The sequence below is a fragment of the Microcoleus sp. S13C4 genome (assembly GCF_036700865.1).
Lineage (GTDB): Bacteria > Cyanobacteriota > Cyanobacteriia > Cyanobacteriales > Microcoleaceae > Microcoleus.
Map to the genome: position 1 here is coordinate 1 of NZ_JAUBPS010000054.1, position 14,707 is coordinate 14,707.

The window sequence follows — 14,707 nt, forward strand, 5'->3', positions numbered from 1 at the left end:
TGGGGAGCCCTTGTTCTTTGAGCCACCACCGAAAATTCCCTTGACAACGGGCTTTGAGCCTTAACTTGTCACCAATGCTCAGGAGATGCGATCGCACTCTAGTTAGCGTCAGCTTGTCGGTTAGATGCTGCTTTGAGCTTGGTGGGCCATCTATCCATTTCGTAAAACAGCCAGAATAGAAGCATCCTCAAGCTGTTTTAGCTAAAAATGAGAACGCCAGAACAAGAGTCTTGACCGATAACTTTTCTAAAGTGTTAGCAGCAGTTTCGCAAGGTAGAAAGATGATGCAAATTGAACAGACAAATATGACTTTCCCTCTCTGGGGTTTAGCAATTTTCATTTTGTGGACGATCGCGGTTGTTATCCTGCTGCTAACAGTCAGGATTCGGCATCTATCTGCGGGCGGATCTGTAAAAGATTTCGGCACACAAAACGACGACAGCTTGCTTTGGCGACTATTTCGAGTACAATCCAACTTGATAGAAAACCTGCCTTTGTATTTGGGAGTTGTTTTTCTTCTAACAGTTAGGGGTGTTTCAGGAACAGCAGTAGATTTGCTGATTGTTGTGTACATTCTATTTCGGCTTGTACATTCAGCGATTCACATTCCTGGCCTCGATCCGAAGTTTCGCTTCTTCAGCTTAATAATTCAGTTAAGCTGCTTGGTCGCCTTAACTATTATGGCAGTTTTCTAGTTGAGAAATTATGCAATTGCAACCTCTATATAGTAGGTTGCGTCAGTGGCAAACCTTAATTGTTTTTTACACCGCGTAAGTCAGACGCACCTTACAAGTCGATCGCCCCTGTGACCTTACTGCCTGTGATTTTGCTAACTTATCGAAGTTTATGAACCGAATATCTCGTGCGATCGCTGTTATTTTAATTGTATTAGGCTGCATTATTTTTGTTTTAGTTCAGCCACCGCAATCAGCCTTAACCGTGCCACCTCCAGTGCAAGAATCTCCACAACGCGGAGGAGGTTTGGCTCAGACAATGAATTTTGGACGGCACTTTCAAGAGCTAGGGGTTGAAGGATCGATCGCAATTTACGATTTGAATAGCGATCGGCTTTATCAACACAACCCGCAGCGTAACGCCACAGCTTTTTTACCCGCATCTACATTTAAGATTCTCAACTCTCTGATTTCCTTAGAAACAGGGGTGATTTCAGATGAGCTTGCCGTTCTAACTTGGGATGGAACTCAAAGGCAAATTCCCGCCTGGAATCGAGACTTGAATATGAGAGAAGCCATGAAACTTTCCGCCGTTTGGTTTTACCAAGTTCTCGCCCGCCGAGTCGGACACGAGCAAATGCAAAAATGGGTAGCTAAAGTCGGTTATGGCAACCAAAAAATCGGTAACAAAGACGATATTGACAAATTCTGGTTAGAAGGAGAACTGCGAATCACACCCAACGAGCAAATTCAATTTCTCCGCCGTCTCTACAAAAACGACCTACCCTTCTCAGAGCGATCGCTGTCTCTGGTGAAAGACATCATAATTGTTGAACAAACTCCTGATTACACAATTAGGGCAAAAACAGGCTGGGCAGGCTTTGGAGAACAAACAAAGCCTCAACTTGGCTGGTATGTAGGTTATTTAGAGAAGAATAAAAATGTTTACTTTTTTGCTACAAACATTGACATCCGCAACCCAAATGACGCACCTGCAAGAATCGAGTTAACGCGCCGTTGCTTCAAGGATCTGGCGCTGCTGTAAGTGCGTTATTTGTTCTCTAATATTTGCAAAAACGCCAGCGCATCGGCTAACGGTGAGAGCCAAAACACCCATTTATTCGATGCCTGAGTTCGATCGTAGGAAGCCGAGTCTTTTAAATCTTTTAGGACTTACGCAATTGGCACATACAGCAGATTCCAGGCAAATAAAGTACACCTTAATCCCAAGCACTTACCAAAATGGTTGACAAACCCTTGCAACCGTACTCCATAAACCTGGAAATTGCTGTATATATAGTTGCTATAGTGCTATATATCATTTCTTGCAGCAAGGCGACAATCATCTAAGAGAGCATTAAGTTCTTCAACTACTAGCCAGGGGTTTCGACCTTTCAAACAAGCTACGATTGCTGCTTCATAGGGATTTCTGCCAGTTTTTTTTACTGCTGCGATCGCCTGTTTGTTAGACAATCCCCGCGCGCTGACCAACCAAGCAGCCAAAACCTGTCCTGTACGTCCGATCCCCCCAGAACAGTGAACTACCACCCGTTCGCCTTTGCTATTTGCAGATTCCAAGAACGGCAATATTTGAGCGATTAAAATATCGCGATCGACCAATTCAAAGTCTGCAATCGCCGCCCAGCAAACTCGATCGCACCCAAATATTTTCCGATATGTTCCCAGTAAATCAGTGTAGCGGATAAGCTGGGTCTGAGCAAGCAAGCAGCAAACTTGCTTGATATTATGCCCCTGCATAAATTCAATCCAGCGAGCAATTTCTGCATCGCGGTATCCTGGTCTGGCTGCACCAAACACAATTAATTCATTCTCTGAAGCCGCAGCGAATTTGTGCATACTGTTTTCAAAATTTTTTCCTATAATTAAGAAAGACGCACAAATCCTGAATCAACAGTGAAAAACAAGAGCTCGATCGGTTTAATGAACTGGCTGCAACCCAAACCCGAAACCGTTTTGCTATGCGACTCAATTGCAGCAGCTTCTGATATGGCATTCATGCTCAACGGTGAGTGGGATGGGTGCAATAGTTTGGTGCTCCCTAAATCCGACAAGGTAGCAATTGAAGCAGCCGCTAGTTTGCTGGAGACATCGTGGTGCTACCAAAATACTTGCGAACCCGTTTTAATTCGGCTGGAAGTTGACGAATTGCTGCGCCGTTATGCGATTGGAGAGAGGTTTTTTATTAATGCTAACTTGCGATGCGCGCAATTGAGCGAAGTTTGCTTGGAAAACATTGATTTGAGTTATGCTAAATTGAATTTGGCTAACCTCAGCGGCACTAATTTAAGCAAAGCCAACTTAATGGCAGCACAGATGCAATCTGCAAACTTGAGTGGCAGTAACTTGAGTAAATCGCAACTTGTGAGGGCGAATTTATCAGGAGCAAATTTATCTGATGCTAATCTCAGAGGTGCTGATTTGAGTTATGCAGATTTAAGCAATGTTTGCTTAACAGGTGCTGACTTAAGAGGTGCAAATTTAGCGAGAACAGACTTAAGAAAAACAAGCTTAGATGGGGCGATAGTTGAGTAAAATTCAAGACTGTATCGCGGATGGGAACCCTGCCCATCCCACAAAAGAAACATCAAAGGCTCTCGCTGGCGCTCTCGGATACGCGACTTATTAAAAAAGTCCGGGAAGTCAGTATTAACGATTATTCATACTTCCTGCCGCGCCACTGAGTAGGCTGATTTAAAGCAGAAATTAGAATACGCAAAAACGCCAGCGGATCGGCCAAAGGTGACAGCCAAAACAGCCATTTACCCGATGCCCCAGTTGTATCGTAAGAAGGTGCGATCGCAAAACACAAAGCCGATCGCACAGCAACCAAAAATACATTCAATCCCAACAGCCAAAAGTGCGGAAATACAGCAACAGGCGGCAGCGAACCAAACAGCAAATAGCACAACACAATCGGCACCGGCAAACCTTGAACGGCCAGCAACAGCCACAAATCGCCCCAAATTTGACCGCCCGAAGCAGCATCTTTCAAATCGAGCGATCGACCCCATTCATTCCAAGTCTCGATCGCCCCCTCATACATCCGCACCTTCAACACCTTAGCCCCATCCAAAAAGCCCACCTTAAAGCCCTCAGCAGCCGCATAGCGAGCCAAAGTCACATCATCGCAAAACGAACCCCTCGCGACCTCATAGCCCCCCAATGCCACCAAAACCTCGCGCTTGCAGAGAAAACACTGACCGTTCGCCATCACCCGTTCCGGGACATCCCCGCCAGTACCCGTCGGCCCGAACCGATAAACCAAAGTCATTAACAAAGCAGGTTGCAGCCACAACTCCCCCGGATACTTGAGGATAAACTGCGGCGACAGCGAAATCAAATCGTAATTTCCAGCCACCGCCGTCTTCAGCAAACTCGCAATCAAACCCGGATGCGGCACAGTATCGGCATCTATCCCCAAAATCCACTCGCACTTCTCGGAACTTGCCAAAAAACCCGCATTCAGCGCCCAGGGACGCCCTACCCAACCCGCTGGCAGCGGATCGTCGTTAATCAAGCGAAACCGGGGGTCTTTTTGTGCTGCTGCTTTCACTAAATCTCCGGTTCCGTCTACCGAATAGCTGTCAACCACGATCGCTTCTCGGAGTTCGTAACTTTGGCTGGTTAATCCTTCCAAACAAGGCGCAATTCGATCGGCTTCGTTCAAAGTCGGTACTACCGCAGTACAAGAACCTAACAAATCCAGCGTCGGCGAATCCGGTTCCAGGGGCGGGATGCGCGATGGGCCTTTAATCAGACGCGACATCAGAATTGCGGCGGCGGGCAATTGCAGTAGCAAGAGTGCGACAGGGATGATACTTGTCAGCGATTGGGAGAAGAGGTGAGGGGCGATCGGCAAAACCATACTATTGAAGAATTGAAGAATTGGGAATGACTGACTGGATATGGGTCAATACGGTTCAGTTAACACTGTTAATTCCCCGGAGATCCCCCTCGCATCCCCCTTAAGAAGGGGGACTTTGAGCAACTTCTTGTCCCCCCCTTTTTAAGGGGGGCTAGGGGGGATCGAGCTTCACTGAACCTTATTAGGATATGGGTTGGGAGCTTATTTACAGTTGATTTTTTTGATAACTGATATCAATTCAAAAAATTTAATAAAATTTTGACCTCAAACATATTACAGGAATTGGGAATGAAAAAATCGCCACTGAAAAACCCGGTTTCTTGTAGAAACCGGGTTTTTAAACTAGCTCAAAATTTCTTGTAAATTTTTGCTAAATCAGCCGGGGTTGCTCACTAGCAACTCACTTACGCAAAACGCCCACCGGCTGAGGTGGAATTTCAGCCGTGAGAACAGATGTCTCCAAAGACGGCATTGTTTCTGTTACGTCACCTGTTGCGGGTTTAGCGATCCAGCTTAACGCGATCGCCGGAACTACACCCAGAAGCACCGCTAACGATGTCGGGAACCAGAACCGAGAATCCAAGGAAGTTACAGTGATAATTGCTCCGAAAGCAAAGTTTACCAAATAAACAATTAAGGGCAAACCCAATTCCGATCGCTCTAATTTAATCGGTGTTTTTCTCCACAAGAAAGCTGCTACAGACATAAATAGCGCCCCCGTACCCATCCAGCCAGCCAAATTGCGGTAAGGCATCCCAAAGAAAGCCCCAAGTTCCTCAAACTCCCAAAAAGGCACAGAAGTTTGACTCATCGCCGGATCTAGTACAAAATCCCAAGCTGTTAGCAGCAAAGCACCAAGGGCGATCGCCCCTATTTGGCGCACCCAGTTGAGTTCACCTTTACCGCCAGCTACTCCAGCGCGAGCAATTATGTATGAAACCAGTCCCAGATAAAACCACGACAGAGGAATTGTAAACGGAACCAGCCCTGCAATTTTGTAGCCCAAACCGCTCAAATAATGGTAGTGGCCGAAGGGAAAACCCGTACTCGTTCCCAACAACTCGCTACTCAAGGACAAAAACACAGAAGGTACTAAAAAGGCCAGAGTTGCACCCCAACCCAACGTCCGCAAGGCATAGAGAGCAACCGCTGCAGCACCAAAGATGATATAAACTACTCCACCCCCAGCCATCCCCCACTGGAATAGCGTTTGCCCTGCTGGTGGCAAACTCATCACCAATTCGGGACGGGGTAAAATCAGCAGCAACCCTGCCAATCCAAAAGCCATTGACAAGACGTGGGCAATTAGGCAAAAGCGCTCAGCAATCAAAAGTTGCTTCATGGGACTCCTCGAAAAAATATTAGATGCAGAAAGCACTCGTTAACAGTTTACAATCTTTAACAAAAAACCAACACGAATAGAGCATCAGTCTTTCCCAATCTAAAATCCACCATCTCAAATCCCAAATCGCCTGCCTTATTGCCAATTCCCCACTAGCACGAAAGGCGCCCAGAAATAGGGATTTTGATACTGTGGGTTTTTCAACAGAGTTAATTGAGCGTTGCGGAGGGCTTCAGCTTTGCTGGTTTTAGAAGAAGCAAGCTGCCGGTAAAACTCAGTCATAAAGATAGCTGTCGATTCGTCGTTGACTTGCCAAAGGGTGGCGGCGGTGCTGCGGGCACCCGATCGAATTGCGGCCCCGGCCAAACCCAAAGCCGCGCGGTTATCGCCCGAAGCTGTTTCGCAAGCGCTCAAAACCAAAAGTTCGATCGCCTGTTGTTTCTCACCAGTGCGGGCTCGCAGCAGTCGATCGAACTCCTTAACATTCACTTTCTGATCCCAAGTCACAATAAAAGTATCCGCTGCATTCGAGCTAAACTGACCGTGAGTTGCCAAATGGACGATCGGGTAAGACAAAGCTTTAATTCGATCGTGCAACCGCCCGCTGACAAAATCTTGATTCAGCAGCGAACTCGCCGGCATCTCGGCAGCAATTTGTTGAATTTCCTCCTTCACCCCCGGCAAAGCCGAGAAGCCTTGACGCGCTTCGGAGAGGGCAGCGGTAAGCACTCTTAACTTGACTTTGTTCAGCGGTTTCGGTGCCAGCAATTGCAATCCCGGCGCCAAAGCAATACTGTATTTTTCTACCAAAAACTTTTCACCGTCGTGGAGCACCGCCATCGGCAGATTCCGCAAGTAACCGTCGAGCACAAATACCAGGGTTTTAATCCCGGCGGCGGTCAAATCCGCCTCTGCGGGACGGATTAACCAGTCATAAACCTGTTCAACCGGTTGCCTCCTGTTGCGGGGGAAAGAAGCAGGCCTGATGGTATTTTTGGCTTGTCTGAAGGCAGTTTCCAACTCGGCTTGAGACTTCTTAGTAGCGTAGCGGCGCAGAGGTTTGCCGGGAATTGACAAAATTACCTCCAAACGATCGCTCAAAATAATCGGATAAATCACCGCCGCTGTCGGATCAATTTCCTCGATCGACTTTGGTTTAGCATCAGCGCAAGCATCCCGAAAAAAGTTGTCCAATTCCGCCAACTGCAAAGATTCCACCGTTTGGCGCGCTAGTTTCAATTTAGCTTGACTGGGAGATTCCTCTTGCAAAAGCAGCCCGACTAATTCCCGATAAACCGGTTCGGCACTTTCCCGAAACGAAAATTGCACTTCGGGATTGACTGTTACCAAATCGCCCCGCAGAGAAGACAGTAGATTCACAGCTTGAGTATATTGAACGATCGCCCCTTCTGTATTTCCCTGAGCTTTCCGAATCCGTCCAAGTTGCCAAAACAATTGGTAAGCAATATCGGGAGATTGAAACGCCGGCGCTAAACTCAAAGCCTGAATTGTGAAATTTTCCGCTTTCTGATACTGCTGTTGGATTTCCGATAGTTTGCCTTTCGCTGCCAGAATATAAGCTTGTATTCGTTTATCGCCCAAACTGTTTGCTGGTTCGACAGAGCGATCGAGCATTTGGTCAATATCGCTTAAACTCAAAGTTTTCGCAGGCGACTGAGCTAATTTCATCAAGCTTTGAGCTAGATTAATGTAAGCGTAAAGTCCGGCGCGGTTCGACCCAAATTGAGCGGTTTGAGGTTCGAGAGAACGCCACAAAGCCTCTGCTTCAGACCAATCTTTGCGATCGACTAAAAGACTCAATTGGTTTAACTTCGCCTGAATTTGTAAAAGCGATCGCTCTGGCATCGCCCCCGTCGATCGAGCATAATACTCTAGGGCCAACCGTTCCAAATCAGCCCGCTGTTTGGGTGTCAAACCCGGTTTATTGCTTTTAGCCCGTACCGTATTGCCCAGATTGAGATAAATTGCAGCCTCCTCTGGCCGGGCACCTAATTTTTGGGCTGCTTCGAGTCCAACCGACAGCACATCCTGCGATCGTTCCAGTTGTCCCAAAACCCGCAGTACCCGCCCTAAAGCATGAATTGCCCGCACTTGTTCGAGGGAAACTGGCTGATTTTTCAAAGTTTCAAAACCCGCTGCCGAAACTTCGCAAGTTTGGTTTTCCAGCTTGAAAGAAGCTAACAGCATTTTGCAAGCCCTGGGGTAAAGTCCGAGAATTTCCCAAGCCCGACTTTGATTAATTTGAACTTGAAAAAGTAGGTTTTTTCTATCAATTTGCTCGAAAATTTTAGCAGCTTGCGTCCAAGTATCGATCGCATCTTGAGTCTGCCCCCGTTCAAGTTGCAACTGTCCTTGAATGTTGAGAGTTTCAGCCAAAATCCGCTGCTGTTCGGGAGTTTTTGCCTGTGTTCGCACAGCCGACAAACTCGAATTTACAGCTTTTTCTGCTTCTTCCCAAAGCGCCAACTGCCCGTAGGTTGCAGCTAAATTACTCAAAGCTGTGGCGCGATCGAGATTTTCGCCTTTTGCCTCAAACGCCGCCGCCGCTTGCTGCAACAACGGTACAGCTTCCGAAAAGCGTTCCTCTTGGTACAGAGTTCGAGCTTGTCGGACAAGCTGCACCGCTTGTGGTGGATTAATCTGAGCAACTCCGGGAGGAATCGCAACTGCTAGCAGACAGGAAATCACAAATAACAGAATTACTTGCCGGAGCGATCGGGTAAAATTCATATTTTAAAAATAAAATTACAGCCGCAGACACACATACTAACTAAGCCAAATACATCCTATTCTTTATCTGCGTTAATCCGCGTTAACCCCCCTACATCTGCGGTTAAAAAAAACATAATTTCAACGCGGCACACAACCAGAATTCTGCCGAGGATTGCGAGAGGCAGCAGCATTACCCGGATTATATCCAACAAGCGTAACTTCTCCTTTCGCATTCACCACCCAACCTTGCGCCGGAACAACTTCCCGATCGGGGATTTGCCCTTCTTCCTTCTTCCCTCGATCGGTTACATCGCTTAAATCCTCTACATTGCTCGTTACCGAACTTCCTGCCTCTTCTACCCAAGGCAACGGCGGTAGAGGGCTGCTGAGGGCATCATTAGGACTTGGAGGCACTCCTCCTTTCCCAGTGACGGTAAATGCGCTCTCGGCCTCTTGCGTGCAGGGATTTGCAGCAATTAACGCAGTCGGATCGACAACATTTTGCGGCAGTTCCACTAAACCTTGAGCAGGATTCACCCCAGAAGAACTAAATGTCACACTACCTTGCAAAGCCGGGCCGCTACTTTGGGAAATAGCCGCAATATCGCTGGTAGGAATTAGAGAAGTCGGACTTACTTGCAACGCACCAAATTGAGCATCTGTTAATCCCAAACTCGCTCGAACCTGTTCACGAGTGACTGATGTAAACCCGAAAACATTGGGGACATTAATATTAACGCGACCACCTTGAGCCGAGATCGCATTAGCAGTAATATCGCTATTTTCATTAGGGATAGCAACCAGAATATCGCTTTTAATGTTGATATTGCCACCCGCAGACATACTTGCATCAGTTGTAATTCTGCTCCCTCGACGCAACTGGACATCCCGTGCTTCGAGGTTAATATTCGCTCCGGCCCCGGATTCTGTTCTACCGTCAATGCTGCTTTGACTGTCAAGGGAAATTGAATCTGCTTTCACGTTAATGTTACCAGCCCGTGCCGAACCCAATGCTTGCAGATTGAGTGTTCCCCCGTTGCGAAGAATCAATTGCCCGACATTCAGATTCAACGAACCTCCGTTAGCCGTAGCATTGGGATTTCTAACGCGAGAGGAAATCCCAACGGAAGTCTGAATTTGACTGTTAAATTCACCTTGACCTCCATTACCAATCACCTCTACACGCCCCGCATCGATCGTGATGCTTCCTGCTTCTCCTTTGCCTAAAGATGCAGTAGAAATAACTCCCCCATCCCGGAGAGTCAGGACAGGTGTAGAAATGTTCATATTTCCTCCCCGATTAGCAGCGTTGGCATCAGCGGAGATGAAACTGGGACTGCGACTCCCGTTCGCCAAAACACCAGAAATACCCTCTATTGTTACTGACTCAGTAGCCGTAAGTGTAAAATTACCTCCTGCCCCCCCAGTTGTATTGAACGGTTGGTTGCCCACAACCGATCCGCTAGATAAACTAATTCCGCCTCCGTCAGAGATCCTCAACCGCTTCGTGTCGATATTAATGTCCCCAGCTTGCCCATTCACACCGCCCGCAGTTGAGCCTATTAAGGTGGCTACGGGACTTCGAGCTGGAGTCCGCAGCACTTCTACTGATTCATTCGCTTTAATGTTGATATTCCCCGATGCTCCTCGATCGCGGGTAATGCTGATCAGAGCTGCACCATCACTCACCGTTAAACGTTCTCCCTCAAAGCTGATATTTCCTCCCCTGCCCCTACTCCCCGCAAATGTGCCGCTGTTAATTACCGAACCTACCAGATCGAAGTCTCTGATACGGAGGGTAATATTTCCGGCGTTGCCAGTAGCAAACGTGGCGCTAGTCAATGCTGTTCCATTGTCCATCAGCAATCGTCCCGTGTCGATCGAGATGTTTCCGGCATTTCCCAGGCCAGTAGTGCCAGAGATCAGAACAATTTGTGGGTCAAAAGGGGCGACAGTTCCAGATAGTAAATACTTACCTGCAAAAACTGTATAGAGAGCCAATCCAATCCCCTTCATTTCTACTGACTCGGTAGCGCTGATGTTGATAGCGCCCCCCGCACCACTTCCTGCTGTGAGTGTGGAGATTTTTGTTCCACCTTGGGCCCGAAACTGTTGAGCGTTAATATCGATACCCCTACCATCGATATTTCCCAAAGTCAGTGCATAAATTCGCCCATTATTGAGGTTGACATTTCCACCTCGAATCTCGACTTTGCCGCCACCTATTCCACTGCTGTTGATTAGTGAGCCGTTGGTCATTTCAATATTACCAAAGTTGGAAATCTTGTCATAGTTTAAACTTAATCCCAATGGCGTTGTCCCCAATCCAACCATGCCCGGACTAGCGACGCTACCCAGCAAAATTTGTCCGGTTGAGGCAGTGACACTTCCCTGATTTAATTCAATATCTCCCCCCACTAGGGCAAGAGTTTGTCCGGGCTGAACTCCTAAACCGGTATTATTGAAAATCGGCGGGATTCCAGCGGGTAATTCTGGTAAATTCAAGGCGGGTGCTGCTGAAGAGTTAATGATTTTTCCCGGATTTTCTCGAAAGTTTAAACCGATCGGTATATTGACATTTAACAGCGGTACTGATTGCGGATTGCTGCTGCTGAATTGATAGCCATTATTGAAAACTACGCTATCAGCAGAACTTGCTAAAAAGGAACCACGCAAATCTAACCTCGCATTAGACCCAAAGACAATCCCTTTTGGGTTTATTAAAAATAAGTTGCCGTTCCCCAAAACTCCCAGAGTTCCTAAAATATTAGAAGGGTTGCCACCAGTAACGCGGGTGAAGATGTTGGCAATTCCGCTGGGATTGGCAAAATAGGCTCCCCGCCCTTCACGGATGTTAAATTCGCGCAAGCTGTGAAAGAGGTTAACGCCACGAGTTGCACCGCCTTCTATTCTGTCCGATGGTAAGTTATTAATCGTGTCGGGAACTGTGCGCGAACTTTCTGCACCCAAGCTATTATCGGGGATGATTTGGGCGATCGCAGGGACAGGAAACAGCAGTAAAAATGCAAAAAAGAGGGCGGAAGATTGGCAGCGCATCTTTGAAGTTTTGTTAATTTAATTTTAGAAAAATAGCGATCGGGTAGCTAAAACCTCAAGAGTACCTATCGAGGTACGCAAACACCCGTCGGTTTCGGACTGCGAATAGATGCACCACCACCAGGATTATACGCTACCAGCCTTACTTGTCCTCGATCGTCCATTACCCAACCTTGAGCGGGAATAATTTCTGTTGGCCGAATTTCTTCTATGGATGCTCTTTGACCTTTTACTTGCTGGCTTTCACCTACGGCTGGTTCCACCCAATTAAACTGGGTAGAATTGCTGCTGAGAACATCATTAGGACTTGGTGGCACTCCTCCTTTCCCAGTAGCCGTAAACTCGCTCTCGGCCCCCTGGATGCAGGGATTTGTCGCAATTAACGCAGCCGGATTGACAACATTTTGTGGCAGTTCCACTAAACCTTGAGCCGGATTCACCCCAGAAGCACTAAATGTTACAGTACCTTGCAAATCCGGGCCGCTACTTTGGGAAATAGCCGCAATATCGCTGGTAGGAATTAGAGAAGTCGGACTTACTTGCAACGCACCAAATTGAGCATCTGTTAATCCCAAACTCGCTCGAACCTGTTCGCGAGTCACTGATGTAAACCCGAAAACATTGGGGACATTTATATTAACGCGACCACCTTGGGCCGAGATCGCATTAGCAGTAATATCGCTATTTTCATTAGGGATAGCAACCAGAATATCGCTTTTAATGTTGATATTGCCACCATCAGAAATACTTGCATCAGTTGTAATTCTGCTTCCTCGGCGCAACTGGACATCCCGTGCTTCAAGGTTAATATTTCCTCCGGGGCCGGATGCCGTTCTACCGTCAATGCTGCTTTGGTTGTCAAGGGAAATTGAATCTGCTTTGACGTTAATGTTACCAGCCCGTCCCGATCCCAAAGCTTGCAGATTGAGTGTTCCTTCATTGCGAAGAATCAATTCCCCGACATTTAGATTCAACGAACCTCCGTTAGCCGTAGCATTAGGATCGATAAGCTCAGATGCAATCCCAACGGAAGTCTGAATTTGACTGTTAAATTCACCTTGACCCCCATTCCCAATAACTTCTACACGACCCGCATCAATTGTGATGCTTCCGGCATCTCCTTGACCTAAAGATGCAGTGCTAATCACTCCTCCACCCCGGAGAGTCAGTACAGGTGTAGAAATGTTAATACTCCCTCCCCGATTAGCAGTATTGGCATCAGCGCAGATGAAACTGGGATTCCGGCTCCCGTTTGCCAAAACTCCAGAAAAACCCTCTACTGTTACTGACTCAGTGGCCCTAACTGTCAAATTACCTCCTGGCCCCCCAGTTGTATTCAACGGTTGGTTGCCCACAACTGCTCCGCTAGATAAACTAATTCCGCCTCCTTCAGAGATCCTCAACCGCTTCGTGTCGATATTAATGTCCCCGGCTTGCCCATTCACACCGCTCGCAGTTGACCCAATTAAACTTGCTACGGGACTTCCAGTGGGAGTCCGCAGCACTTCTACTGATTCATTCGCTTTAATGTTGATATTCCCCGCTCCTCCTTCACCGCGGGTGAGGCTGATCACAGCAGCACCATCGCTTACGGTTAAACGTTCTCCCTCAAAGGTGATATTTCCTCCCGTACCCGTACTCCCCAAAAGTGGGCCACTGTGGATTGCAGAAGCGACCATATCTAAAACCCCGGCACGGATGGTAATATTTCCGGCGTTGCCAGCACCTAACGTGGTGGTAGTCAATGCGCTTCCATTGTTTATCAACAGTTTTCCCGTATCAATGGTGATGTTTCCGGCGGCTCCCATGCTATTAGTGCCAGTTATCAGCACAAGTTGTGGGTCAAAAGGGTCGAAAGAGCCAGATACCGTATACTGACCACCAAACACTCTATAGTTATCTAATCCAATTCCGAGCGTTTCTACTGAGTCGGTAGCGCGGATGTTGATAGCGCCTCCTGCACCACTTCCTGCTGTCAGCGTGGAGATTTGCGTTCCACCTTGAGCGCGAAAATTTTGAGCGTTAATATCGATCGCCATGCCATCAATATTTCCCAAAGTCAGGGCATAAATTCGCCCATTATTGAGGTTGACATTTCCACCTCGAATATCGACTTTGCCACCACCGATTCCACTGGTATTTATCAGTGAGCCGTTGGTTATTTCAATATTACCAAAGTTAGAAATATTGTCATAGTTTAAACTTAATCCAAAGGGCGTTGCCCCCAATCCAACCATCCCCGGACTAGCGACGCTACCCAGCAAAATTTGTCCGGTAGATGCAGTGAGTGTTCCCTGATTTAATTCAATATCTCCGCCCACTAGGGCGAGAGTTTGTCCGGGCCCAACTGCTAAGCCCATGTTATTGAAAATCGGCGGGATTGCCGGAGGTAATTGTGGTAAATTCAAGGCTGGTGCTGCTGAATTGTTAATGATTTTACCTGAATTTTCTCGAAAGTTTAAACCGATAGGTATATTGACATTTAACAGCGGTACTGATTGCGAATTGCTGCTGCTAAATTGATAGCCATTATTGAAAACTACGCTATCAGCAGAACTTGCTAAAAAGGAACCACGCAAATCTAACTTCGCATTAGAACCAAAGACAATTCCTTTGGAATTAAGTAAAAATAAGTTGGCATTTCCTTGGACTCCCAACACACCTAAAATATTAGAAGGATTGCCCCCAGTAACGCGGGTAAAAATATTGGCAATCGCGTTAGGATTTGCAAAATAGGCTCCTCTGCCTTCACCCACGTTAAATTCTCGTAAGCTGTGAAATAAATTTATTCCCCGAGTTGCACCGCCTTCTATTCTGTCCGATGGTAAGTTATTAATCGTATCGGCAACTGTGCGCGAACTTTCTGCACCCAAGCTATTATCGGGGATGATTTGGGCGATCGCACGGACAGGAAACAGCAGGAAAAATGCAAAAAATAAGGCGGAAGAGTGGCGCTGCATCTTTTAAGTCTTGTTAATTCAGTATTAGGACAATAGCGAGGGGTTAGCTAAAACC

At 47.1% G+C, this 14,707-nt stretch carries 9 protein-coding genes; 3 read left to right on the top strand and 6 right to left on the bottom strand.

Features of this window, described 5'->3' with window-relative positions:
- Positions 1-281 precede the first annotated feature (281 nt).
- Positions 282-695, top strand: a complete 414-nt coding sequence (locus QT996_RS20570; protein WP_333048609.1) for an MAPEG family protein — start codon at positions 282-284, stop codon at positions 693-695.
- Positions 696-846: 151 nt separating this feature from the next.
- Complete coding sequence (blaOXA, locus tag QT996_RS20575; RefSeq protein WP_333048610.1) at positions 847-1,719, top strand: class D beta-lactamase; 873 nt, start codon at positions 847-849, stop codon at positions 1,717-1,719.
- 266 nt (positions 1,720-1,985) lie between these two features.
- On the opposite strand, the gene QT996_RS20580 is transcribed toward blaOXA, so the two are convergent.
- A complete protein-coding gene (locus tag QT996_RS20580) occupies positions 1,986-2,531 on the bottom strand; it encodes a dual specificity protein phosphatase family protein (protein ID WP_333048611.1) in 546 nt (181 codons plus the stop codon).
- A gap of 57 nt (positions 2,532-2,588) precedes the next feature.
- On the opposite strand from QT996_RS20580, the gene QT996_RS20585 reads away from it, so the two are divergent.
- Positions 2,589-3,227 carry a pentapeptide repeat-containing protein gene (locus tag QT996_RS20585; protein WP_333048612.1) on the top strand — a complete coding sequence of 213 codons (639 nt, stop codon included), beginning with the start codon at positions 2,589-2,591 and terminating at the stop codon, positions 3,225-3,227.
- 121 nt (positions 3,228-3,348) lie between these two features.
- Here the strand turns inward: QT996_RS20585 and cruG are convergent, their stop codons facing one another.
- The 5 genes from cruG to QT996_RS20610 form a co-directional block, all read right to left on the bottom strand.
- On the bottom strand, positions 3,349-4,560 hold the full coding sequence (cruG, locus tag QT996_RS20590) for a 2'-O-glycosyltransferase CruG (RefSeq protein ID WP_333048613.1): 1,212 nt from the start codon (positions 4,558-4,560) through the stop codon (positions 3,349-3,351).
- Positions 4,561-4,960: 400 nt separating this feature from the next.
- Positions 4,961-5,902, bottom strand: coding sequence for a gamma-carotene 1'-hydroxylase CruF (gene cruF / locus QT996_RS20595; protein ID WP_333048614.1), 942 nt, complete (start codon positions 5,900-5,902; stop codon positions 4,961-4,963).
- Between the two features lie 135 nt (positions 5,903-6,037).
- Entirely contained in the window at positions 6,038-8,653 is a 2,616-nt protein-coding gene (locus tag QT996_RS20600) for a CHAT domain-containing protein (RefSeq protein ID WP_333048615.1), read from the bottom strand.
- Between the two features lie 120 nt (positions 8,654-8,773).
- Positions 8,774-11,692: a two-partner secretion domain-containing protein gene (locus QT996_RS20605; protein ID WP_333048616.1), complete on the bottom strand. Its 2,919-nt coding sequence runs from the start codon at positions 11,690-11,692 to the stop codon at positions 8,774-8,776.
- A gap of 65 nt (positions 11,693-11,757) precedes the next feature.
- Positions 11,758-14,652, bottom strand: coding sequence for a two-partner secretion domain-containing protein (locus tag QT996_RS20610; protein WP_333048617.1), 2,895 nt, complete (start codon positions 14,650-14,652; stop codon positions 11,758-11,760).
- Positions 14,653-14,707: the final 55 nt, after the last annotated feature.

Bases quoted from the DNA above. Each gene is read 5' to 3' on its own strand.
- QT996_RS20570 (WP_333048609.1), top strand. From the start codon at position 282: ATGATGCAAATTGAACAGACAAATATGACTTTCCCTCTCTGGGGTTTA.
- blaOXA (WP_333048610.1), top strand. From the start codon at position 847: ATGAACCGAATATCTCGTGCGATCGCTGTTATTTTAATTGTATTAGGC.
- QT996_RS20580 (WP_333048611.1), bottom strand. From the start codon at position 2,531: ATGCACAAATTCGCTGCGGCTTCAGAGAATGAATTAATTGTGTTTGGT.
- cruG (WP_333048613.1), bottom strand. From the start codon at position 4,560: ATGGTTTTGCCGATCGCCCCTCACCTCTTCTCCCAATCGCTGACAAGT.
- cruF (WP_333048614.1), bottom strand. From the start codon at position 5,902: ATGAAGCAACTTTTGATTGCTGAGCGCTTTTGCCTAATTGCCCACGTC.
- QT996_RS20600 (WP_333048615.1), bottom strand. From the start codon at position 8,653: ATGAATTTTACCCGATCGCTCCGGCAAGTAATTCTGTTATTTGTGATT.
- QT996_RS20605 (WP_333048616.1), bottom strand. From the start codon at position 11,692: ATGCGCTGCCAATCTTCCGCCCTCTTTTTTGCATTTTTACTGCTGTTT.
- QT996_RS20610 (WP_333048617.1), bottom strand. From the start codon at position 14,652: ATGCAGCGCCACTCTTCCGCCTTATTTTTTGCATTTTTCCTGCTGTTT.